Genomic DNA, 22,581 nt, shown 5'->3' on the forward strand with positions numbered 1-22,581 from the left:
GAACGAGGGACTAGGCTGAGTCTGATGAGCACGCAGAATTCCGGATCGGACGTCCCGGTCCGCGCAGTGGATCGGATCCTCGCCTTCACCGCGCTCGGATTGGCCGCACTCTCGGTCATCTGCTTCTTCGCGATCATCATCGGCACAGCCGTGGGCATGCACCATGAAGACTTCGCGAACGGCGCCTGGCCCTTCGTCGCAGGCGTTCCGCAATGGGGTCTTCCGATCGCCTTCGTGCTCATCATCACCCTGCTGATCATGAGCTTCACCAGGAAGGGCCGCGCGAACAAGCGCTCCTGACGATGAGCACGCATGCCCGCCCGCTCGCCGTGTGGCTGGCTGCCGCCTCGGACGCGGATCTGGAGCGCCTGTTCGCCGGGCGCGAGGTCCGACCGGATCCCGCATGGAACGACTTCTTCGATGCGGCCGAATCGCTGCTCGATCCTGCCTCCATCGACCGCGCCGTCTCGTCGCTTCCCCGCGAGGAGGCTGCGGCGATCGCTCGTGTCGCCGCAGGGCAGGATGCCGGATCGCATCGAGATCGACTACTCGGCCTCGGTCTGATCGATCAGAACGGGGCGCTGTTCGCCCCCGTCGCCGAAGCGATCTCCGGTCGAACACCGGTCACCGCTCCCGAAGCCGCCGAACCGACCGCGGCATCCGATGATGCCTCCGCCCGAGCGGCCGAACTCGCGTTCGCGACCGTCGCCCGTCTCGCGGATCTTCTGCTCGCCGCCCGCGAGGCGCCGCTCGCGCTCCTGGCGACGGGCATGCTCGCTGCCGGCGAGAAGAAGCGCCTCACCGATATCGGAATCGATGCCGAGGATGCCGACGACCTGCGGGCGATCGCCGCCGATGCCGCGCTGGTGCGCACGCAAGAGCGACGCGTGCTGCCCACCGCGTCCACCGAGGACTGGCTCCGGCTCGCCTTCGCCGAACGGTGGGCGCGATTGGCGACCGCGTTCCGCGCGGCGCTGCCCATCGGCATCCGCTCCATCGACGGATGGCTGCCGCCGGCGGAGTGGCGCGCGGCCTACCCCTGGGACGCGACGTGGCCTGCCCGCGAGCAGCGGCTGCGGCGTCGGGCGCTCCTGCTCGGGCTGATCGCGGACGACGGAACCGAGCCGACCTGGTCGGCCCGACTCCGCCATGGTCAGGATGCCGACGCGGAGCCGCTCGTGCGGCACGTCCCCGCCGAGGTCGACCGCGTGTTCCTCCAGAACGATCTCACCGCGATCGCACCCGGCCCTCTCCGCCCCGACTTGGATGTGCGCCTGCGCAGCATGGTGGAACGCGACTCGGCACAGTCCTCCTCGTACCGGTTCACCGCCGAATCCATCACAAGAGGACTCGTCGAGGGTGAGACCGAGGCCTCGCTCATCGAGTTCCTCACGGCTCTGTCGCTCACCGGCGTGCCGCAGCCGCTGGCGTACCTGGTCTCCCAGACCGCCCAGCGGCACGGCCTGGTCCGCGTGTGGGCGTCGGAGGGCGGGACGATCGTGACGAGCAGCGATGCGCACCTGATCGAGACGATGAGCGTCGACCGCAGCCTGCGTCCGCTCACCCTGACTGCGGAAGACCGGATGCTGACCTCTCGTGTCGGCGCCGAAACCGTGTACTGGGCGCTCGTCGATGCCCGCTACCCCGCGACGCTCGTCGACGACGACGGACAGGCCGTGTCCACACGACGTGCGCCGGCCGTCGACGACGGACCGACGCAGAGCGCTCCCTCGTATGCGGCACTCATCGCACGGCTCCGCGAGCACCAGGGCCCCGACGCCGACGCGGCATGGCTCGATCGGGAGCTCGAGGCGGCGGTCCGGCAGCGCGCCATGGTCGTCGTCGAGGTCGGTATGCCGGACGGCTCTTCGCGCGAGCTGACACTCGAGGCAAGCGGACTCGGCGGCGGCCGGTTGCGCGGCCGCGACCGCGCCGCCGATGTCGAGCGGACGCTGCCGGTGTCCAGCATCCGATCCGCTCGGATCGTGGATGCGAGCGCCGAGCACTGACCGCGCCGCGCACGGCCGAGCGCAGTAGACTGGTCAGCTATGTCTGATGGCCCCTTGATCGTCCAGAGCGATCGCACCGTCCTGCTCGAGGTCGCCCACCCGGATGCCGAGAGCGCTCGCCACGAGCTGGCCATCTTCACCGAGCTCGAACGGGCCCCCGAGCACATCCACACCTACCGCATCACCCGCCTGGGGCTGTGGAACGCCCGCGCCGCCGGGCACAGCGCGGAGGACATGCTGGAGACGCTCGACCGCTGGTCGCGCTTCCCCGTCCCGCCGTCGGTGTCCGTCGATCTCAAGGAGACGGTGAGCCGCTACGGGCGCCTCACCATCGAGCGTGACGACGAGGGCACGCTCATCCTGCGCTCGATCGACCCCGCGGTGCTCACGCAGGTCGCGAACAACAAGCGCATCCAGCCGCTGCTGGTCGGGCACCCCACTCCGGACACGTTCGTCGTCGACGCATGGGCACGCGGACAGATCAAACAGGAACTGCTGAAGATCGGCTGGCCTGCGGAGGACCTCGCCGGCTACACCCCGGGCACCCCGCATGAGATCGATCTGGCCGAGGACGGCTGGCACATCCGGCCGTATCAGCAGGATGCCGTGGATGCATTCTCGAAGGATGGGTCCGGCGTCGTGGTGCTGCCCTGCGGTGCGGGGAAGACGATCGTCGGCGCCGGCGCGATGGCCGCCACCAAGACCACGACGCTGATCCTCGTGACGAACACCGTCTCCGCCCGGCAGTGGCGCGACGAGCTTCTCAAGCGCACGTCTCTCACGCCGGAGGAGATCGGCGAATACTCCGGGCAGGCCAAGGAGGTCAAGCCGGTCACGATCGCCACCTACCAGATCCTCACGGCCAAGCGGAAGGGCGAGTATGCGCACCTGGCGCTGCTGGACGCCCTCGATTGGGGCCTCATCGTCTACGACGAGGTGCATCTGCTGCCGGCTCCCGTGTTCAAGCTGACGGCGGATCTGCAGGCTCGACGCCGCATCGGTCTGACAGCGACGCTCGTGCGCGAGGACGGTCGCGAGGGGGACGTGTTCAGCCTGATCGGCCCCAAGCGGTTCGATGCGCCGTGGAAGCAGATCGAAGCTCAGGGCTTCATCTCCCCCGCCGCCTGCTATGAAGTGCGCGTGGATCTGCCGCCGAGCGACCGGCTGGAGTACGCGGCGGCAACCGACGACGACCGGTATCGGTTGGCGGCTTCCGCTCCCGCGAAGATCGACGCAGTGCGAGAGCTGATCGCCAAGCACCCCGGCGAGCAGATCCTCGTCATCGGGCAGTACCTGGATCAGCTCGAGACGCTGTCCGAGGCTCTGGATGCTCCGCAGATCACCGGCGCCACCCCGGTCGACGAACGCGAAGAGCTCTACCGGGCGTTCCGCGAGGGGGACATCTCGCTGCTGGTGGTCTCCAAGGTGGCGAACTTCTCGATCGATCTGCCCGAGGCATCCGTCGCCATCCAGGTCTCCGGATCCTTCGGCTCCCGGCAGGAAGAGGCGCAGCGTCTCGGGCGCCTCCTGCGCCCGAAGCAGTCAGGTCACACGGCGAGCTTCTACACGCTCATCGCCCGCGACACGGTCGATCAGGACTACGCCCAGAACCGCCAGCGCTTCCTCGCGGAGCAGGGCTACAGTTACACGATCCTCGACGCCGACGAGCTCGCTGCGGCATAGCCACTGCGCGCCATTCCGCGAATGGTCAGCCACGGCATGGGTTGAGTCACCATAATGGGGGCATGACTGATGCGCGCATCCTGGTCGTCGATGACGAGCCGAACATCCGTGACCTGCTGTCCACGGGTCTGAGCTTCGCCGGTTTCCAGGTGAAGACCGTCGGGAACGGAGCCGCCACGATCTCGGCGGTCCTCGAAGAGGAGCCCGACCTCATCATCCTCGACGTCATGCTTCCCGACATGAACGGCTTCAGCGTCACCAAACGGCTGCGTGGGGCCGGATTCACCGCGCCGATCCTCTTCCTCACTGCCAAGGACGACACGCAGGACAAGATCGAGGGCCTGAACGCCGGCGGCGACGACTACGTGACCAAGCCGTTCGCCCTCGACGAGATCGTGGCGCGCGCACAGGCCATCCTGCGCCGCACGATGCAGGCCGACGAGGAATCGATCATCCGCGCCGGTGAGTTGTCGATGGACCAGGACACGCACGACGTCTACGTCGGCAAGGTGCCGATCGAGCTCAGCCCGACCGAGTTCAAGCTGCTGCGCTATCTCATGCTCAACCCCAATCGCGTGCTGTCGAAGGCGCAGATCCTCGACCACGTCTGGGAGTACGACTTCAACGGGGATGCCGGGATCGTGGAGAGCTACATCTCGTATCTGCGACGCAAGATCGACCCGCACACCGAGGAATCCCTCATCCAGACCAAGCGCGGGTTCGGCTACATGCTGAAGGTCAGCGGCAAGTCCGCCTGACCCGCATCCGTCGCACGCCGTTCACAGGAGGGACCGCATGGCGCACGAGCCCGACGCGGTCACCGGCTGGTGGCGGCGGATCAGTCTGCGCGCGAAGGTCACCGGAGTCACGGTCGCCGTGCTCGCGCTCGGCCTGCTGGTGGCCGGCATCGGCACGGTGCCGATCATGCGCGCGGCCCTGATCGGCAACATCAACCTGCAGCTGGGCCAGCTGGCCGGCACCAGCATGGTCGAGCGGTTCTTCATCCCGACCTCCGACGGCAACGGCGGGCTGGTGCTCACCGAGAGGGAGGATGCCGTCCGCAGCGAGGCCTTCGTGGCCTTCTACGACGCCGGAGGCGCCTTCATCGCTCAGGCCGGAGGGGCTCCGGATGCCGTGGGGCCCGATTTTCCGGAGACCTATCCCCTCGCCGAGGCCAAGGCCGACGAAGAGAGCATCCCGCTCCCGCTCACCGGTGTCGACGGCAAGACGGCGTTCCACGGCGCGGTCAGCACGAAGGCGGGGCCGGATGGCACCGTCTACGTGCAGTACGTGGCGATGCCGCTCGAAGAGGTCGACCGGATCATCGGGCTGTATCTGGGGGTCTACACGACGGTCGCGCTGTTCACGATCCTGATCGCGGCGCTGCTGACACGCGGGCTGGTCACGCTGACCTTCCGTCGCCTCGGTCATGTCGAGACGACCGCCATGGCGATCGCCTCCGGCGACTTCGGGCAGCGCATGACCGATCTCGAACCGACGACAGAGGTGGGGCGTCTCAATCTCGCGATCAACACGATGCTCGACCGCCTCGACCGCTCGATCGCCGAACGCGACCGCACAGTGCAGCACATGCGCCGGTTCATCGGCGACGCGAGCCACGAGCTCCGAACGCCGCTCGTGAGCGTGCGCGGATACGCCGAGCTCTACCGGATGGGTGCCATCCGCGGCGATGAGGACACGGCCAGGGCGATGGAGCGCATCGAGAAGGAGGCGATCCGGATGGGCGTGCTCGTCGAGGATCTCCTCGCACTCGCGCGTCTCGACGAGGAACGCGAACCCGAGATCAGCCCCCTCGACCTGCGCCCGATCGCCAGGGACGCCGCGCTCGATGTGCGCGCCGCTGCTCCCGGCCGCACGGTCACCGTGGTGGACACCACCGCCGACCGGCCCTCGCTCAAGCCGTCGACCGCCACCGTGCCGATCGACCAGCACCGCCCGGCTCAGGCGCCGCGCGGCAGGGCCGGCGCGACACTGGCCAGATTGCGCCGGCGACCGCGGAACCCGCATTCCGAACCGGTCCCCGAGATCGACTTCAGCGAGGTCATCGACAACCCGGTGAGCACACCGCCGATCGTGCTCGGCGAAGAGAACAAGGTCCGTCAGGTCGTGGCGAACCTGCTCGGAAACGCCCGCCGCTTCTCCGGCGAGGAATCCCCCATCGAGATCGTCGTCGGCGCCGATCGTGTCGCAGGAGTCGGCACGATCTCGATCGCCGACCATGGCGAAGGCGTGCCGGAGCAGATCCGCGAGCAGATCTTCCAGCGGTTCTGGCGCGCCGACACCTCCCGGGCGCGCGAGACCGGTGGGTCGGGTCTCGGTCTGGCGATCGTCGCCTCGATCGTCGAAGCGCTGCACGGCTCCGTATCCGTGTCGGAGACACCCGGCGGCGGAGCGACGTTCACGGTCACCCTTCCTCTCGCTCCCGCTCGCGCGATCCCCGAGCACCTGCTCCAGGACACCCAGCCGATCCCACCGCTCGAGCTCTGACCACTCGTTCTGCACAGGCTCGTCGTGTGCGCGGACTGTCCACGGATGCCGTGGACAGCGCTCATCCAGACGGACGCGGCGTGGTGCCGGCTGCCTAACCTCAGAGCTCCCGGCGGCTGACGCCGGGCAACGAGAGGAGTTCCCATGTCCGTCTTCAGCGTCGACACCGAAGCCGTCAAGGCCGCAACCGCCGCCGCTCGTGGCACCGTCGAGCGGCTGCAGGCCGAGTCCACCGCGCTGGCGGCGCAGTTGACGCAGTTGCAGTCCTCCTGGACCGGCAACGCATCCGCCGCGTTCCAGACCTGCGGCGAGCAGTGGCGTTCCGCGCAGCTGCACGTCGAGCAGGCGCTCGCATCCATCAGTGTCGCACTGGGCAATGCCTCCCGGAACTACGATGACGCCGACGCCTATTCCGCGAGCCTGTTCCGCTGATCCCCCGCGGCGGAACGCAGAAACGCCCCGGCCTCGGCCGGGGCGTTTCTGTGTGGAACGTCTGGACTCAGAAGTCCATGCCACCCGTGGGGTCGCCGGCCGGAGCCGGGTTCTTCTCGGGCTTGTCGGCGACGACGACCTCGGTGGTGAGGAACAGACCGGCGATCGACGCCGCGTTCTGCAGAGCCGAACGCGTCACCTTGGCCGGGTCGATGATGCCCGCTGCGAACATCTCGACGTACTCGCCCGTGGCCGCGTTGAGGCCCTGGCCGCTCGGGAGCTCCGCGACCTTCGCCGCGACGACACCCGGCTCGAGGCCGGCGTTGAGGGCGATCTGCTTCAGCGGAGCCGAGATCGCGACACGAACGATGTTCGCACCGGTCGCCTCGTCGCCGTCGAGCTCCAGAGCGTCGAGTGCCTTGGTGCCCGCCTGGATGAGCGCGACGCCACCGCCGGGGACGATGCCCTCTTCCACAGCAGCCTTCGCGTTGCGGACGGCGTCCTCGATGCGGTGCTTGCGCTCCTTGAGCTCGACCTCGGTCGCAGCGCCCGCCTTGATGACGGCGACGCCACCGGCCAGCTTCGCGAGGCGCTCCTGGAGCTTCTCGCGGTCGTAGTCGCTGTCGGTGTTGTCGATCTCGCGACGGATCTGGGTCACGCGACCCTCGATCGCGTCAGCCTCGCCGGCGCCCTCGATGATGGTGGTCTCATCCTTGGTGATGATGACCTTGCGCGCACGGCCGAGCAGGTCGAGCGTGGTGTTCTCGAGCTTGAGGCCGACCTCTTCGGTGATGACCTGACCACCGGTGAGGATCGCGATGTCCTGCAGCTGCGCCTTGCGGCGGTCGCCGAAGCCGGGAGCCTTGACGGCAGCCGACTTGAAGATGCCGCGGATCTTGTTGAGCACGAGAGTAGCGAGAGCCTCGCCCTCGACGTCCTCGGCGATGATGACGAGTTCCTTGCCGTCCTGGATCACCTTGTCGACGACCGGCAGAAGGTCCTTGATGTTGGAGATCTTCGAGTTGGCGATGAGGATGTAGGGCTCCTCGAACACCGCCTCCTGGCGGTCGGGGTCCGTGACGAAGTACGGGTTGATGTAGCCCTTGTCGAAGCGCATGCCCTCGGTGAGCTCGAGCTCGGTGCCGAAGGTCTGCGACTCCTCGACGGTGACGACGCCCTCCTTGCCGACCTTGTCGATCGCCTCGGCGATCAGCTCGCCGATCGAGGCGTCAGCGGCGGAGATGGATGCCGTGGCCGCGATCTCCTCCTTGGACTCGATCTCCTTGGCGCTGGAGAGGAGCTCCTCGGTGATGGCCGTGACAGCCTTCTCGATGCCCTTCTTCAGCGAGATCGGGTCAGCGCCGGCCGCGACGTTGCGCAGCCCTTCGCGGACCAGAGCCTGAGCGAGGACGGTCGCGGTGGTGGTTCCATCACCCGCGACGTCATCGGTCTTCTTGGCGACCTCCTTGACGAGCTCCGCGCCGATCTTCTCGTACGGGTCGTCCAGCTCGATCTCCTTGGCGATCGAGACGCCGTCGTTCGTGATCGTGGGTGCGCCCCACTTCTTCTCGAGTACGACGTTGCGACCGCGCGGGCCGAGGGTCACCTTGACAGCGTCGGCGAGGATGTTCAGGCCGCGCTCGAGACCGCGACGGGCCTCCTCATCGAAAGCGATGATCTTTGCCATGAGTTTTGTCGTCCCTCCTGGACGTTTACGTTCGGTTTAGCACTCAGAGTGATCGAGTGCTAACGCCCATTCTGGCACTCGACCCCATCGAGTGCAAGCCGCGTACGCGCAGGGAGAAACAGCAGCCTCGCGATGCCTGCCACGGTGTAGGAGCGGGTCTACTCCGCCGGAGCTTCGGCCGTGCGGTCGAGCCCGATCACGATCGTCAACTGCGCCTGAGCGGTGGTGTTCATCGACGCATAGGCGTTGCTCTGCTCGACGAGCGCCCCACCGATGAGACCGGCGAGGCCGAGCGCGGCATCCGCATCCGCGTCGTCCACGTAGTAGACGGTGGTGTCCGCGAAGTCGTCAGCGTCGCTGTCGGTCGCGAAGACGAGCTCGGGGTTGTACCCCGCAGTGATCAGCTCGTCGCGCATCTGATCGTCCAGGCCGTCGTCCGGCGTGGCGTTCAGGATCATGACCGAGTACGAGGTGTCGACGATCCCGGTCTCCTCCGGCGCCGGCGCGACGCTCTCCTGGTCCGAGGGGAAGAGCGCGATGCGCCCCATGACGACGAGGGAGACGAAGATCCCGACGACGAGCAGGACGAGTGCGGCGACGACGGACCACAGCAGGAGCATCCAGCCATTGCTGCCTGGATTCTCGGCGCGGTGAGCACCTACGCGTCCGGACGTGCGGGGGACATCGTCGAAACGATCACGAGCGGGCTTGGACACCCCTCGATGCTAGGGCATGCATCTCGGCATCCTCATCAGGGACGTTCAGGATGCCCTGCGCGCGGTTCTCAGCCGACGAAGCCCGGCATGCGCACGTTGCGCTGCACTCCGCGGGAGTCTCGGATCCGGCGCAGTCGACGCACCAGCAGCGGGTCGTGCTCGAGAGCCTGCTCGGTGTCGATGAGTCGCCAGAGGAGTTGGTAGTAGCGCGCCGGGCTCATCCCGAGCTGCGCGCGGATCGCCTCTTCCTTCGCACCGCTGTGCCGCGGCCAGGAGACCTCCAACGCGAGGATCGCGCGGTCGCGGTCCGTCAGGTCTCCGAGCATGGCAGAAGCCTACGCCGCGGGTGCCCGATCCCCGGAAGCCACTCCCGGCTCTCCAGAACAGCCAGTTCCCAGCCAGCGCGCGCCGACAGGCGCTCGGGCGCGCGAGAGGACCCCACGATCAGCCACACACCGTGCGAGTTCCCAGCCAGCGCGCGCCGACAGGCGCTCGAGCGCGCGAGAGGACCCCACGATCAGCCACACACCGTGCGAGTTCCCAGCCAGCGCGCGCCGACAGGCGCTCGGGCGCGCGAGAATAGACAGAGCATCGACTCAGGAGGTCCTCATGTCCTACAGCGTGAACAAGTCCGACGCCGAATGGCGTGCCGAACTCGGCGACCAGCAGTACGCGGTGCTGCGTCAGGCGGCGACCGAGCGCGCCTGGACGGGCGAACTGCTCGACGAGGAACGCGCGGGGCTGTACACCTGTGGCGCGTGCGGTGCGGAGCTGTTCAAGAGCGGCACGAAGTTCGACTCCGGCTGCGGTTGGCCCAGCTTCTACGAGTCGGTCCGCCCCGACGCGGTCGAGCTCATCGAGGACACCACGCTCGGCATGGTGCGCACGGAAGTGCGCTGCGCGAGCTGCGGGTCGCACCTCGGGCATGTGTTCCCGGACGGGTTCGGCACGCCGACCGGCGACCGCTACTGCATGAACTCGCTGGCGCTCAACTTCACTCCCGAGGTGCCGGAAGCTCCGCAGTCGTGAGTGCACTCGACGCCGTCCGTGCGCGTCAGTCCTGGTCGAAGGTCACCGAGCAGGCTCCGACTCGTGCGGAGCTGCTGCCGCTCGTCGCGGCAGCAGGACGGGTCGCAGATCATTCGTCACTGCGCCCTTGGCGGCTCATCGAGCTGCGCGGCGCTGACCGCGAGGCGCTCGGCAAGGCGATCGCGAAGGCGGAAGGCGACAAGCACCCGTCGTCGAAGCCGCTGCGCGCTCCGCTCCTGATCGCCGTGGTCGCGAGCTATCGCGCGAGCGAGAAGGTTCCGCGCTGGGAGCAGGAGGCCGTGGCCTCCGGTGTCGCCCACACGCTGAGCCTGCTTCTCGATGAAGCCGGCTGGGGCGTGCTGTGGCGCACGGGCCACTACACCCGTTCGAAGGCCGTCGCGAAGGCGCACGGACTCAAGAAGAATGAGGAGCTGCTCGGCTGGCTCTACGTCGGGGGCAAGCCGGCGAAGAAGCCCGGCCGCCGCAAGCCGGTCGACGCTCGCGCTCTGCTGACGAGGATGCCGCAGAAGAAGAAGCAGTAGTCCCTGTCGACTGCTTCACTCAGCGTCGGCGGGGACGTGCCAGCGCGGCGAGGACGCTGGCCACGGCCACAGCCACCATCGCGATGGTCTGCCAGAGCGCGGGTCCGGCTTCGGCCGGCCAGACCGCATCGATGATCACGGCGGTCACGAGCTGCCCGAGTACGGATCCGAGCCCCAGCAGCAGGACGCCGGTCCGGGCGACGAGCGCCGCTCCGAGGAAGATGTAGACGACACCGAGCAGACCGCCGAGGTACATCCACGGTTCGGCCGGCAGCGGGTTCGGCGGTCCACTCACGAGCGCACTGATACCGGCCCCGATCGCGAGCACGATCGTGCCGGCGATGAAACTCATGGTCGTTGCGATCACGGGCGATTCGACCGTCTGCGCGAGGCGTCCGTTCGCCGCCTGCTGCCAGGCGATGCCGATGCCTGCGGCGAAGGGCAGGATCAGCATCCACAACGGTGCGGACTCCAGCACTCCGCCGCCGAGCGAGATCACCACGGCGAGGAGCGCCAGTGCGCCCCCGGCGACGCGTCCCATCGTCACGGCGACGACACCCGCAGGCCCGAAACCGATCCGGTCGAGGATCAGACCGTGCAGCGTCTGCCCCGCCACGACGCCGACCGTGAACAGGGACACCCCGAGGACGGCGGCGGTCAGGCCCTGCGTCGTCACGGTCAGTGCCCCGCACGCTCCGCCCAGCAGCATCCACGGCGGAATGCTGCGGGACCGGATCCCGCGCCACAGGCGCGCCATCCCGGATCTCCCGGAGGGCACCACCGCGACCAGTACGACCAGCAGCAGAAGACCGGATCCGAACGAGACGAGGCCCGCAGTGACGCCGCTGTCGAGGCGGACGCCGAGGACGCCGTTGATACGGGCCTGGACCGCGGTCATCGCACCGATCGACACGGCACCGCCGATCCCTGCGAACGCGGGCAGCTGGCGGATACGGGTCACTCCGTCACGCTACCCGAACGCCCGGATGTCCGTGCCCGGGGATACCCTTGCGACATGTGCGCGAGCTATGGACTCGATCCTCGATTCACCGACGCCGAGCTGCTGGCCGAGGCGGATGCCGACATCCTCGACGGCCTGCGGGAGTGGGCCGAACGCAATGCCGGCGAGACGCTCCGCCCGACCGGCAAGAATCTGCGCAACCTCAATCCCATCGTCGTGCCGCAGGACGGCCAGGCCACGCTCGAGCCCGCGTGGTGGGGGTTCCTCGTGAATGGCGAGCCGGCGAAGTTCCCCTCGATCAACACGCGATCCGAGCGACTGCAGGATCAACCGGGCAAGGCGCGCGCACGGGCGATCGTCCCGGCCACCGGCTGGTTCGAACTGCGCAAGCCCGACCGGGTGTGGCACGAGTTCGGTCTCGACGGCGGCGCACTGTTCGGCATGGCCGCGGTGACGCAGCGGGGGCGGACAGCCGACGGCGAACGGTTCACGTGCTTCTCGATCGTCATGCGCCCGGCGCCCGAGCACCTGGCCGGAATCCACGATCGGATGCCGGTGCTCATCCCCACCGACTACGCGCGCGAATGGCTGCAGGCCGAAGGCGGACGGGAGGTGATCGACGAGGCGCTGGCGGCCGCGGCATCCCTGGACCAACGGGTCGTCGCGACACCGCGCAGCAACGACAAGGGCGTCGACGAGAAACTGTTCTGATGGATGACGAAACCCTGCTGAAAGCAGCGACGGCACGTGCCGACGAACTGCCCGGCGCCGGACTCGAGCACCCCTTCGGCCCGGAGTGGGACGTGTTCAAAGTGCGGGGCAAGGTCTTCATGCTGCAGACGCACCACTCCGGCCGCGCCATGGTGACCGTGAAGTCGCATCCCGAAGACGCCGAAGCACTGTGCGCCGCCTTCGCCGACGTCGCCCCGGGCTATCACATGAACAAGAGGCACTGGATCTCGGTGACTCCTGGTCCGTCGATCGAACCAGGGCTGATCGAGGAGCTCGTGACGGAGTCCTATCTACTCGTCGTCGAGAAGCTTCCGCGTGCGCAGCGTCCGGTCGACCCGAACATGTTCGGGGTCTCCTCACCTCACCAGGCGTAGGCCTCCGGTGCCTGCCCGCCCGGGCCGGGGAAGATCTCGTCCAGCGCGTGCAGGTCGTCCGCGCTGAGCTCGATGTCGAGAGCGGTGACAGCCGACTCCAGCTGCGCGACGGTGCGCGGGCCGATGATGGGCCCTGTCACGCCGGGCTGGTGCAGCAACCACGCGAGCCCCAGCGCGGCGGGCTTCCATCCTCGCTCCTGTGCGAAGCGCTCGTACGCCTCGACCTGGTCCTGGTGCTCGGCGCGGGTCTGGGCGGCACGGCCGGTGTTGGAGCGAGCGTTCGCATCGGAGGATCCGCCGCTGAGGAGCCCGCCGCTGAGCGGCGACCACGGCAGGATGCCGAGACCGTATTCGCGGGCTGCGGGGATGACTTCGAGCTCGATGGTGCGATGAGCGAGGTTGTAGAGCGACTGCTCGCTCACCAGGCCGAGGAAATGCCGTTGCTTCGCGATCTCGTTCGCCTGCGCGATGTTCCACGCTGCGAAGTTCGAGCTGCCGGTGTACACGACCTCGCCCCGAGAGACGAGGAGCTCCATCGCCTGCCACATCTCCTCCCAGGGGATGTGACGGTCGATGTGGTGGAACTGATAGAGATCGATGCGGTCGGTCTGCAGCCGGCGCAGTGAGCCGATCGCTTCGCGGCGCGTCTGCCAGGCCGACGCGCCGCGGGCGTTGACGACATCGCCGTCGTCGGTCGGTGCCACCATCGGCGAGTGCACCTTCGTGGCCAGCACGATGTCGTCCCGCACGCCGGGACGCGCCGCGAACCAGCGTCCGATGATCTCCTCGGTCGCGCCGCGTCCGCCGCTGCCGCCGTACGCGTTCGCAGTGTCGAAGAAGTTCACGCCCAATTCGAGAGCACGATCCATGATCGCGAAGGAATCCTCTTCCGAGGTGCGATCGCCGAAGTTCATCGTCCCGAGGATGATGCGCGAGACCTGCGTGCCGGTGCGTCCGAGATGCGTGTAGTCCATGCGAGCCATCCTGGCACGGTGGCTGGGGGCGAAGGGCGAAACGGAGCCGACTGCGGGACTCGAACCCGCGACATCCTGTTTACAAGACAGGTGCTCTACCAGCTGAGCTAAGTCGGCGTAGGGCGCCGGGGCGCCGCTGGAAAGAGTCTATGGCACCGCACCGACCGGCTCACGACCGGTCAGCGGGATGTCAGCGGGACGTCACTCGGCGGGAGTCTCGGTCACAGCCGGTGTCTCGGTCGTGACCGCGGTCTCCGACGGCGCAGGGGTCGGTGTCGCCGTCTCGGCCGCCTCGTAATAGGCATCGCTGGAGACGGTGAGCACGAACTGCGAGAACTCGGCCGGGTCGTTGAGCGATCCGACGTAGGCCTGACCGTTGACGACGACCATCGGAGCCGCGCTCAGCGCCAGGTCCTCAGAACCGGGCAGCGGCCCTTCGAGGGCACGAGCCGTGGCGTCCTTCGCCCAGGACACGAAGTCCTGACCTTCGATGCACGAGCGCACCTTCTTGCCGGCGTCGACGCCGACCGCACCGGCCAGATCTGCGAGCTCGACGTCCGAACGTCCATCGCTGTCGACCTCGGGCTGACCGATGAGCAGCTCGTGGTTGAAGGCGTAGAACTGGGTCGGCGAGTACTCGGCCACGCAGGCCGCGGCCGCCGCAGCGCGCAGCGAGTACTTCGTGCCGTTGGAGTTGGCGGTGAGGAGCGAGACCGGGTGGTAGGTGACGCTCGCAGCGCCCTCGGTGATCCAGCCGGTCAGCTGAAGAGCGTTGGCGCGCTCGAACTCGCCGGCGCCGGGCGACAGGTAGTCGACGTAGATGTGGATGTCGACGGCGCCGGCTGCGGTCGGCTCCGGCGTCGGAGTCGCCTCTTCGCCCGCTTCGGTCGGCTCGGCCGTCGGCGTCGCGGGAATCTCAGCGCTGGCGACCATCGCCCCGGTGATCTCGTGGACGACGATGCCGTCGTCGTCGAGTCCGGCGGGGTTCATCGTCGGTTCTGACACCGAAGAATTGACCGCCATCGCCACGGCGGTGCCTACCGCACCGACAGCGACCACCGCCACCAGCCCGATGATGATCCGACGCACGATGCGCGCGCGGGACTGCTTCGCATTGACCTGCTGTGCCTTCTCCCGGACCGCCTCGCGGGTATTGCGGGTGGCGGGGACGTTCGGCGTTTCGTCGCTCGACATCGTTCCTCTTGAAAGTCTGCGGGGACGGGTTCCCCCAAAATGGCCGCTCTGTGAAGCAGCACTGGTGTCGATGCTAACGAGGCAGGCTGGGAAATACCCAGATGCGGAAAGACATGCCATACTGATTTCGGCCCAAAGGTGGGCCACGGCGGGTGTACCCGCCGCTTCCATCACAACGGATCGTCCGGCACGTACCTGCCGGTGAAGGAGAAATGCCATGGCAACTGTCACTTTCGACGACGCCACCCGCCTGTACCCCGGCGGAACCCGTCCCGCTGTCGACAAGCTCAACCTCGAAGTGGGAGACGGCGAGTTCCTCGTCCTGGTCGGCCCCTCCGGTTGCGGTAAGTCCACGTCCCTGCGCATGCTCGCCGGCCTCGAAGAGGTCAACGCCGGCCGCATCCTCATCGGTGACCGCGACGTCACGGACGTCCCGCCGAAGGATCGCGACATCGCGATGGTCTTCCAGAACTACGCGCTGTACCCGCACATGACGGTCGCCGAGAACATGGGCTTCGCGCTCAAGATCGCCGGCATCAACAAGGAGGAGCGCGCCGCTCGCGTTCTCGAGGCTGCGAAGCTCCTCGACCTCGAGGACTACCTGACCCGCAAGCCGAAGGCCCTGTCGGGTGGTCAGCGTCAGCGTGTCGCCATGGGTCGCGCCATCGTGCGTCAGCCGCAGGTGTTCCTCATGGACGAGCCGCTGTCGAACCTCGACGCCAAGCTCCGCGTCCAGACCCGTACGCAGATCGCGTCGCTGCAGCGTCGCCTCGGCGTCACGACGGTCTACGTCACGCACGACCAGACCGAGGCTCTGACCATGGGTGACCGCATCGCGGTCCTCAAGGACGGCATCCTCCAGCAGGTCGGCTCGCCGCGCGATCTGTACGAGAAGCCGAACAACGTGTTCGTCGCCGGCTTCATCGGCTCCCCCGCCATGAACCTGTTCCCGGCGGATCTCGCCGAGGGCGGCGTGCGCTTCGGTTCCGAGGTCGTCCCGCTCGACCGCGACACGGTCGGCCGTGCACACGGCAGCCAGGTCATGGTCGGCGTCCGCCCCGAGGACATCACCGTCGGCCCCGCCGACGGCAAGGGCATCCCGGTCACGGTCGACCTCGTCGAGGAGCTCGGTGCTGACGGCTACCTGTACGGCCACACCGAGATCAACGGCAAGCGCTCGGACATCGTCGCGCGCGTCGACGGTCGCAGCCACCCCAACGCGGGCGAGACCGTCACGCTGGCCGCCAACCCCGGCCACGTGCACGCGTTCGACCTCGAGTCGGGTGAGCGTCTGAACGACAAGCCGATCGTCTCGGCGGCGTAAGTTCGCCACACACGCGGCGCGGGCTGACCTTCTGGTCGCCCGCGCCGCGTCGTTTTCCCCTCACACACCCAGAGCAGCGAGGACAGGCATGCAGGACGCATTGCGCATCACCGCCAGCGCGGTGGACCCCGGCTTGCTGGAGCTGCCGTGGTCGGTGCCGCTGGGGAAGTGGCCGTCCGAGCACATCGTGTCGCTTCCGAAGGGCCTCTCCCGCCATCTGGTGCGCTTCGCGGACCTCTCAGGACGCGTCGTCGCCGTCAAGGAGACGACACCCGAGATGGCGCGACGCGAGTACGAGATGCTCGGCAACCTCGCCAAGCTCGACGTCCCGTGCGTGGCTCGCGTGGCCGTCATCGACGGGCGGACGGATGCCGCCGGCACCGTTCTTCCTGCAGCACTCGTCACCTCGCACCTGCGCTTCTCGATGCCGTACCGCGCGCTGTTCACCCGGGTGCTGCGTCCCGACACGGCGACGCGTCTCGTCGACGCGCTGGCGCTGCTGCTGGTCCGCCTGCACAACGTCGGCTTCTACTGGGGCGACGTCTCGCTGTCGAACACCCTCTTCCGGCGGGATGCCGGGGCCTTCGCCGCCTACCTCGTGGATGCCGAGACCGGAGAGCTGCACGAAGAGGGCCTCACCGACGGTCAGCGCGCCTACGATCTCGACCTGGCCCGCACCAACGTCGCCGGGGAGATCATGGACCTCGCCGCCGGCGGCCGGCTCGAACACGGAGTGGATGCCGTGGCGATCGCCGACGGCATCGTGTCCTCCTACCGGTCGCTGTGGGGCGCGCTCACCGCGCACGAGTCGTTCTCCGCGAACGAGACCTGGCGCATCACCGAGCGCGTCGAACGTCTCAACGCCCTCGGGTTCGATATCGATGAGATGTCGATGTCGACGACCGCCGACGGCACACTGGTCGAGATCCAGCCGAAGGTCGTCGACGCAGGACACCACCAGCGCCGTCTGATCCGCCTGACCGGCCTCGACGTCGAGGAGAACCAGGCTCGACGGCTGCTGAACGATCTGGACGAGTTCCGCGCGCGCTCGAAGAAGCAATGGGCGGACGAAGAGATGTACGCGCACGAATGGCTCACGCGCGTCTTCGAGCCGGTCGTCCGCGCCATCCCCTACGACCTGCGAGCCAAGCTCGAACCGGCCGAGGTGTTCCATCAGGTGCTCGAGCACCGCTGGTACCTGTCGCAGGCGCAAGGCCGCTCGGTGCCGCTGGCCGAAGTGCTGACGAGCTACATCAACGAGGTGCTGCGGCACCGTCGCGATGAGGCCACCATCATGGGCCCGCCCACGGAGACGATGGCGATCCCGGTCGTCACCGACGCCGTGCCGGTGTCGGACGACACCGCCGCGTTGGACTGGCGCGACCTCGTTTAGACCTGGACCGGGCGCAAAGGCGGATTCACGCGACTTGCATGACGCGCTCCGACGCGGTCTGCTCTCAGAATGGGACCGATCCGCCTTCGGAAAGGAACTCCCATGACCGATAACAACACCGCTGCCACCGGCTGGGTGGGATGGGGCGTCTTCGCCGCCGTCATCCTCATCATCTCGGGCGCACTCAACGTCTTCCACGGCTTGCAGGCCCTGATCGGCCCGGACACCCTCTACTTCATCGCCGACGCGGGTCTCTTCTCGCTGGACATCGAAGCATGGGGGTGGTTCCACCTGATCCTCGGCGCTCTGATCCTGCTGGTCGGATTCGCGCTCGCAGGCGGGGCGACCTGGGCGAGGGTGATCGCGATCATCCTCGTGGCACTGAACGCGATCGCCCAGCTGACGCTCCTCGCGGCGCAGCCCTGGTTGTCGCTGACCGTGCTGGCCCTGGACGTTCTCGTGATCTACGCGCTGACGGTGCACGGGCGCGAGTTGAAGACTCGCTGATCGGGCCGCTCCAGCACTGATCCTGGCAGGATGCCCCGGTCTCCGCTTCGCGGGTATCAGGGCATCTCGATCTAATAGCCGACCGTGAAGCGCTCGCGGTGATGGTTGCCCTGCTCGATCTCGTCGACCATGGCGATGGCGAAGTCCGCACCGGAGATGAACGACTTGCCGTCGTCATCGCGCACGAGGACATCGCCGCCATCGCGATAGTGCCCGGTGCGCTCCCCCTCGGCCCACGGACCGAAGACCTCGGCGGGGTGGACCAAGAACCAGTCGAGCGCGGCATCCGACTCTTCCAGCAGCGCGAGCGAATCGATGCCGACCTGCGCCTCGTGCTTGTACTCCTCGGGGAAGCCCTGATCGAACAGCCGAGGGCCACCGGGGGCGACCAGGCTGCCACCGGCACCGCCGATGACGCCGAGGCGCGTTGGAGTGCCACTCAGCTTCGCGATGAGCCCGCGGAGCGCTCCGAGCACGGATTCCGCCATGTCGCCGCGCGGTGAGAGCGCGGAGACCACGGCATCCGCACCGTCGAAGACATCGCCGAGCGCCTCGATGTCCAGCACAGAGCCCTGCACGGCGAGCGCGCCGTCCACGGGGTTCTCCGGCTTGGAGCGTGAGACCGAGATCACCTCATGACCGCGGTTCACCGCCTCCTGGACGATGTGACGTCCGGCATAGCCGGTTCCTCCGATGACGACGATGCGAGCCATGCGGTTCCCTCTTCTACTTCAGCGCGTTGCGCACGGTGGACACCTGGTACAGGGCGACGGACGTCGCGATGCCGGCGTTCAGCGACTCTGTCGCCGTCGAGATCGGGATCGAGACGATCTGGTCGCAGGTCTCCGTGACCAGGCGCGACAGCCCCTTGCCCTCGGATCCGACGACGATCACCACCGGACGATCGGCGAGCTCGAGCTGCGGCAGCGACACATCGCCGTCGCCGTCGAGGCCGAGCACGAAGACTCCCTGCTTCTTGAACTCCTTGAGCTGGGCGGTGAGGTTCGTCGCGAGCGCTACCGGGATGCGGGCAGCGGCCCCGGCGCTCGTCTTCCATGCGGCGGAGTTGACACCGGCGGAGCGCCGCTGCGGCAGGATGATCCCATGACCGCCGAATGCGGCGGTGGAGCGGATGATGGCTCCGAGGTTGCGCGGATCCGTCACACCGTCCAGAGCGACGAACAGCGGAACCTCCTTGCGAGCGATCACCTGTTCCAGCAGGTCCTGCGGGTGCGCGTACTCGTACGGCGGCACCTTGAGAGCGACCCCCTGGTGCACGCCGTCGAAACCGGCCATGCGATCCAGCTCCTGACGCGTGACCTCGAGCATCGGGATGTCGCGGTTCTTCGCGATCGCGAGCATCTCCTTGACGCGGTCGTCCATCTCCACGCGCTGCGCGATGTACAACGCGGTCGCGGGGATCTTCGTGCGCAGCGCCTCGAGCACGGAGTTGCGCCCGGTGACCGTCTCGGTGTCGGCGGTGTTGTCCTTCGACCGTGCGGAGCGGTTGGGGTTGCCACCCGTGGTCTGCCGCTTGCCGGCGACTCCCGGGCGACCCTTGCCGCCCGAGGCCGCGTAGCGCTCGGCCGCGGCCTTGCGCTTGCCGGCGACGTGCCACGAGCGGTCCTCCGCCTTCGGCGTCGGTCCGCGCCCCTCGAGCGCCTTGCGGCCGAGGCCTCCGGTGCCCTTCGTGGGGCCCTTCTTCTTTCCCTTGCCCGCTGACGGGTTGCCTGGCTTAGCCATCGATACTCCAATGTGTTCCGTCCGGAGTGTCCTCCAGAGTGATGCCTGCGGCCGCGATCGCGTCGCGGATGCGATCCGCCGCGGCCCAATCCTTGTCAGCCCGCGCCTGTGCGCGCTGGTCGATCATCGTCCGCACGAGGGCGTCCAGGGCTGTCGCCTCGCCGCCCTCCGCGTCGGTCTGCTGTCGTGCTCGCGGGTCGAGGCCGAGAATCGTCAGCATCGCCAGCACCGAGCCGAGTGCGCTCCGGACGGCGTCGGCGTCACGAGCATCCAGAGCGGTGTTCCCGACGCGCACGGCCTCATGCAGCACCGCCAGCGCCTGGGGGATGCCGAGGTCGTCGTCCATCGCCGTCGCGAAGGCAACCGGGATCTCGGAGTCGTGCACCGCGTCATCGCCGACGGCGCGCACCGCGCGCTCCACGAACGTCCGGATCCGACCGAGCGCCGCGTCAGCCTCTCCCCATGACGATTCCGTCAGGTCGAGACTCGACCGATAGTGCGCGGCGGCGAGCGCGTAGCGCACCACCAGCGGGTCGTGTGCGGCGAGCACGTCGGCGGCGGGCGTGAAGTTGCCCAGCGACTTCGACATCTTCTGGCCGTTCACCGTCACGAGGCCGTTGTGCACCCAGTACCGCGCGAAGCCGTCACCGGCCGCCGTCGACTGCGCGAGCTCGTTCTCGTGGTGCGGGAAGCGCAGGTCGAGGCCTCCGCCGTGGATGTCGAATTCTGCACCGAGATACCGCTTCGACATGGCAGAGCACTCGATGTGCCAGCCGGGGCGCCCGTCGCCCCAGGGCGACCGCCACACCGCATCCGCCGGTTCGTCCGGCTTGGCGCCCTTCCAGAGGGCGAAGTCCTGCGGGTTGCGCTTGCCACGAGGGTCAGCGTCCTCGGCGGCCTCCATGGCGTCGGCGGACTGTCGCGTCAGTTCGCCGTATGCGGCCCAGGAGCGCACGTCGAAGTAGACATCGCCCGATCCGTCGGGGGCCGCATAGGCGTGCCCTCCGTCGATGAGCGTCTGGATCAGCTCCTGCATCTGCGGGATGGATCCGGTCGCTCGAGGTTCATACGTCGGGGGCAGGATGCCGATGCCGGCGTACGCGGCGGTGAACTCCTGCTCCATCCGATATGCCAAGGCCCACCAGGGCTCGGCATCCGTACCGTTGGCGAGCACCTTGTCGTCGATGTCGGTGACATTGCGCACGACCGTGACGCGCCCGTAGCGGTGCTGCAGCCATCGTCGCAGGATGTCGTAGCTCAGGGCGCTGCGGACATGCCCGATGTGCGGGCCGGACTGCACCGTGGGTCCGCACACGTACATCGTGATGTTCTCGGGATCGAGAGGCACGAAGTCGCGCAGCTGCTGTGCGCGGGTGTCGTAGAGGCGGATGGTCACTGCAACAGCCTACCGGGGCGGTGCTGAACGGCCGCCTGCAGGCGACGAATCACGGACGGTGTGACGAATCACGGACGGATCGGGGAGATTCCTCCGCGATTCGTCATCGGATCCGTGAAACGTCCGGCACGAGAACGGCGACGGCCATCACCGAGATCCCCTCGCCGCGGCCGCTGAACCCGAGACCGTCGGTGGTCGTCGCGGATACGGTCACCCGCGCTCCGCCGAGGGCGCTCGACAGCGCGGCCTCGGCCTCAGCGCGTCGCGCGCTGAACCGCGGGCGATTGCCCTGGAACTGCACGGAGACGTTCCCGATCCTCCAGCCTGCATCGTTCACCAGCTCGAGCGTTCGCGCCAGGAAGACGTCGGCATGCGCGCCGCCGAACTCGGGGTGCGAGGTGCCGAAGTGCTGGCCGATATCACCGAGTCCGGCAGCGCCGAGCAGAGCGTCGACAATGGCATGGGCGACGGCATCCCCGTCGGAATGTCCGGAAAGCGCAGGCTCGCCCGGCCATTCCAGTCCGGCGAGCCACAGGTCGCCCTTGCCACCGAAGGCGTGCACGTCGGTGCCGATTCCGACGACGGGAACCACCGGATCGGATGCCGCGGGCACCGCCCCCAGCAGCAGCTGCGCGCGCTCGAGATCGGCCGGAGTGGTGATCTTGAACGCGCGCTCGGACCCGGCGATGTGATGCACGACATGCCCGGCCGCGGCGTACAACGCTGCGTCGTCGGTGTATTCCACCGCCGCGGAGAGCGCCGACGCATAGGCGGCCTCGAGCGGCAGGCGGGGAAATCCCTGCGGCGTCTGGGCCGCAGCGAGCTCAGCGCGATCGACGGCCTCGACGATCGACGTGCTGTCGATGCGCTTGAGCGTGTCGACCACCGCCAGCACGGGGATCGCTCCGGCGTCGGCGGTGACGGCTCGGGCGACGGCCTCGATCTGAGCCGGTGGGGTCAGTGCGCGCGCGGCGTCGTGCACGAGCACGGTCGTGACCTCGCCCCGCAGCGCGCCGAGTCCGGCCGCCACCGAGAGCTGCCTGGTCGGACCGCCGGTGACGACCCGTCCGACGTCGGCACGATCACCCGCTGCAGCCGACAACGCGCTCTCGGCCTCCCCTTCGAATCCGGCCGGCGCGACCACGATCACCTGCATCGGCGATGCGGCGAAGACGCCGTCGAGCGCGTGGCGCAGGATCGAGCGCTCATCGATGGCGATCAGAGCCTTGGGGGCGCCGGCTCCGAGTCGCGTGCCGGAACCGGCCGCGACGACGATGATGGCGGTATCGAGTACGGGCAGCGCAGTCACGTTCTCACGTTACCGGCGGAGACGACAAAGGCGGATGCCGGAGCATCCGCCTTTCTCATGAATCATCG

Annotated in this window: 23 protein-coding genes and 1 tRNA gene; 13 read left to right on the forward strand and 11 right to left on the reverse strand. The window is 68.1% G+C overall.

All coding sequences use genetic code 11. The features are described from left to right. Positions 1–24: 24 nt before the first annotated feature. The 6 genes from ACFCYE_RS15015 to ACFCYE_RS15040 all read left to right on the forward strand — a co-directional run bounded on the left by ACFCYE_RS15015 (position 25) and on the right by ACFCYE_RS15040 (position 6,632). Positions 25–300, forward strand: coding sequence for a multidrug ABC transporter ATPase (locus ACFCYE_RS15015; protein WP_376179952.1), 276 nt, complete (start codon positions 25–27; stop codon positions 298–300). Positions 301–302: 2 nt separating this feature from the next. Continuing rightward, positions 303–2,009, forward strand: a complete 1,707-nt coding sequence (locus ACFCYE_RS15020; RefSeq protein WP_376179954.1) for a helicase-associated domain-containing protein — start codon at positions 303–305, stop codon at positions 2,007–2,009. Between the two features lie 39 nt (positions 2,010–2,048). Then, positions 2,049–3,692, forward strand: a complete 1,644-nt coding sequence (locus ACFCYE_RS15025) for a DNA repair helicase XPB (protein WP_376179956.1) — start codon at positions 2,049–2,051, stop codon at positions 3,690–3,692. A 62-nt stretch (positions 3,693–3,754) separates the two neighbouring features. Then, a complete protein-coding gene (locus ACFCYE_RS15030) occupies positions 3,755–4,450 on the forward strand; it encodes a response regulator transcription factor (protein WP_376179958.1) in 696 nt (231 codons plus the stop codon). A gap of 37 nt (positions 4,451–4,487) precedes the next feature. Next, on the forward strand, positions 4,488–6,200 hold the full coding sequence (locus ACFCYE_RS15035) for a sensor histidine kinase (RefSeq protein ID WP_376179960.1): 1,713 nt from the start codon (positions 4,488–4,490) through the stop codon (positions 6,198–6,200). A gap of 144 nt (positions 6,201–6,344) precedes the next feature. After that, a complete protein-coding gene (locus ACFCYE_RS15040; protein ID WP_376179962.1) occupies positions 6,345–6,632 on the forward strand; it encodes a WXG100 family type VII secretion target in 288 nt (95 codons plus the stop codon). Positions 6,633–6,699: 67 nt separating this feature from the next. On the opposite strand, the gene groL is transcribed toward ACFCYE_RS15040, so the two are convergent. From groL to ACFCYE_RS15055, 3 genes are all read right to left on the reverse strand, one after another. Further along, positions 6,700–8,319: a chaperonin GroEL gene (gene groL / locus ACFCYE_RS15045; protein ID WP_376179964.1), complete on the reverse strand. Its 1,620-nt coding sequence runs from the start codon at positions 8,317–8,319 to the stop codon at positions 6,700–6,702. Positions 8,320–8,477: 158 nt separating this feature from the next. Continuing rightward, positions 8,478–9,035, reverse strand: a complete 558-nt coding sequence (locus ACFCYE_RS15050; protein WP_376179966.1) for a LytR C-terminal domain-containing protein — start codon at positions 9,033–9,035, stop codon at positions 8,478–8,480. Positions 9,036–9,103: 68 nt separating this feature from the next. Continuing rightward, positions 9,104–9,361, reverse strand: coding sequence for a DUF3263 domain-containing protein (locus ACFCYE_RS15055; protein ID WP_376179968.1), 258 nt, complete (start codon positions 9,359–9,361; stop codon positions 9,104–9,106). Positions 9,362–9,644: 283 nt separating this feature from the next. On the opposite strand from ACFCYE_RS15055, the gene msrB reads away from it, so the two are divergent. Both msrB and ACFCYE_RS15065 read left to right on the forward strand, forming a co-directional pair. Beyond that, entirely contained in the window at positions 9,645–10,064 is a 420-nt protein-coding gene (gene msrB, locus ACFCYE_RS15060) for a peptide-methionine (R)-S-oxide reductase MsrB (protein WP_376179969.1), read from the forward strand. Beyond that, on the forward strand, positions 10,061–10,606 hold the full coding sequence (locus tag ACFCYE_RS15065; RefSeq protein ID WP_376179971.1) for a nitroreductase family protein: 546 nt from the start codon (positions 10,061–10,063) through the stop codon (positions 10,604–10,606). The genes msrB and ACFCYE_RS15065 overlap by 4 nt, the downstream gene beginning before the upstream one ends. 19 nt (positions 10,607–10,625) lie before the next feature. Here ACFCYE_RS15065 and ACFCYE_RS15070 read toward each other — a convergent pair whose 3' ends face one another. Continuing rightward, complete coding sequence (locus ACFCYE_RS15070; RefSeq protein ID WP_376179973.1) at positions 10,626–11,567, reverse strand: DMT family transporter; 942 nt, start codon at positions 11,565–11,567, stop codon at positions 10,626–10,628. A gap of 54 nt (positions 11,568–11,621) precedes the next feature. Here ACFCYE_RS15070 and ACFCYE_RS15075 point away from each other — a divergent pair, with 54 nt between their 5' ends. Then, positions 11,622–12,278, forward strand: coding sequence for an SOS response-associated peptidase family protein (locus ACFCYE_RS15075; protein WP_376179975.1), 657 nt, complete (start codon positions 11,622–11,624; stop codon positions 12,276–12,278). Further along, the gene (locus ACFCYE_RS15080) at positions 12,278–12,673 is read left to right on the forward strand and encodes an MmcQ/YjbR family DNA-binding protein (protein WP_376179977.1); all 396 of its coding nucleotides are present in this window, start codon (positions 12,278–12,280) and stop codon (positions 12,671–12,673) included. Before ACFCYE_RS15075 ends, ACFCYE_RS15080 begins: the two co-directional genes overlap by 1 nt. On the opposite strand, the gene ACFCYE_RS15085 is transcribed toward ACFCYE_RS15080, so the two are convergent. The 3 genes from ACFCYE_RS15085 to ACFCYE_RS15095 form a co-directional block, all read right to left on the reverse strand. Next, on the reverse strand, positions 12,661–13,647 hold the full coding sequence (locus ACFCYE_RS15085; RefSeq protein WP_376179979.1) for an aldo/keto reductase: 987 nt from the start codon (positions 13,645–13,647) through the stop codon (positions 12,661–12,663). The genes ACFCYE_RS15080 and ACFCYE_RS15085 overlap by 13 nt on opposite strands. Before the next feature lie 44 nt (positions 13,648–13,691). Then, positions 13,692–13,764: transfer RNA gene (locus ACFCYE_RS15090), tRNA-Thr, on the reverse strand. An 84-nt stretch (positions 13,765–13,848) separates the two neighbouring features. Further along, positions 13,849–14,841, reverse strand: coding sequence for a DsbA family protein (locus ACFCYE_RS15095; protein WP_376179981.1), 993 nt, complete (start codon positions 14,839–14,841; stop codon positions 13,849–13,851). A 217-nt stretch (positions 14,842–15,058) separates the two neighbouring features. On the opposite strand from ACFCYE_RS15095, the gene ACFCYE_RS15100 reads away from it, so the two are divergent. The 3 genes from ACFCYE_RS15100 to ACFCYE_RS15110 all read left to right on the forward strand — a co-directional run bounded on the left by ACFCYE_RS15100 (position 15,059) and on the right by ACFCYE_RS15110 (position 18,065). Beyond that, the gene (locus ACFCYE_RS15100; protein WP_376179983.1) at positions 15,059–16,165 is read left to right on the forward strand and encodes an ABC transporter ATP-binding protein; all 1,107 of its coding nucleotides are present in this window, start codon (positions 15,059–15,061) and stop codon (positions 16,163–16,165) included. Between the two features lie 88 nt (positions 16,166–16,253). Continuing rightward, positions 16,254–17,558 carry a DUF4032 domain-containing protein gene (locus ACFCYE_RS15105; protein ID WP_376179985.1) on the forward strand — a complete coding sequence of 435 codons (1,305 nt, stop codon included), beginning with the start codon at positions 16,254–16,256 and terminating at the stop codon, positions 17,556–17,558. Between the two features lie 102 nt (positions 17,559–17,660). Next, positions 17,661–18,065 carry a hypothetical protein gene (locus ACFCYE_RS15110; protein WP_376179987.1) on the forward strand — a complete coding sequence of 135 codons (405 nt, stop codon included), beginning with the start codon at positions 17,661–17,663 and terminating at the stop codon, positions 18,063–18,065. A gap of 71 nt (positions 18,066–18,136) precedes the next feature. Here the strand turns inward: ACFCYE_RS15110 and ACFCYE_RS15115 are convergent, their stop codons facing one another. The 4 genes from ACFCYE_RS15115 to ispD all read right to left on the reverse strand — a co-directional run bounded on the left by ACFCYE_RS15115 (position 18,137) and on the right by ispD (position 22,513). Next, positions 18,137–18,778 (reverse strand): NAD(P)-dependent oxidoreductase, encoded by a 642-nt coding sequence (locus ACFCYE_RS15115; RefSeq protein WP_376179989.1) that lies wholly within the window; start codon positions 18,776–18,778, stop codon positions 18,137–18,139. 13 nt (positions 18,779–18,791) lie between these two features. Further along, a complete protein-coding gene (rlmB, locus tag ACFCYE_RS15120) occupies positions 18,792–19,808 on the reverse strand; it encodes a 23S rRNA (guanosine(2251)-2'-O)-methyltransferase RlmB (protein WP_376179991.1) in 1,017 nt (338 codons plus the stop codon). Continuing rightward, positions 19,801–21,204: a cysteine--tRNA ligase gene (gene cysS, locus ACFCYE_RS15125; RefSeq protein ID WP_376179992.1), complete on the reverse strand. Its 1,404-nt coding sequence runs from the start codon at positions 21,202–21,204 to the stop codon at positions 19,801–19,803. The genes rlmB and cysS overlap by 8 nt, the downstream gene beginning before the upstream one ends. A gap of 103 nt (positions 21,205–21,307) precedes the next feature. Beyond that, positions 21,308–22,513 (reverse strand): 2-C-methyl-D-erythritol 4-phosphate cytidylyltransferase, encoded by a 1,206-nt coding sequence (gene ispD, locus ACFCYE_RS15130; protein ID WP_376179994.1) that lies wholly within the window; start codon positions 22,511–22,513, stop codon positions 21,308–21,310. Positions 22,514–22,581 lie beyond the last annotated feature (68 nt).

It is taken from the genome of Microbacterium sp. NPDC056234 (assembly GCF_042267585.1).
In the GTDB taxonomy this organism is placed as follows: domain Bacteria; phylum Actinomycetota; class Actinomycetes; order Actinomycetales; family Microbacteriaceae; genus Microbacterium.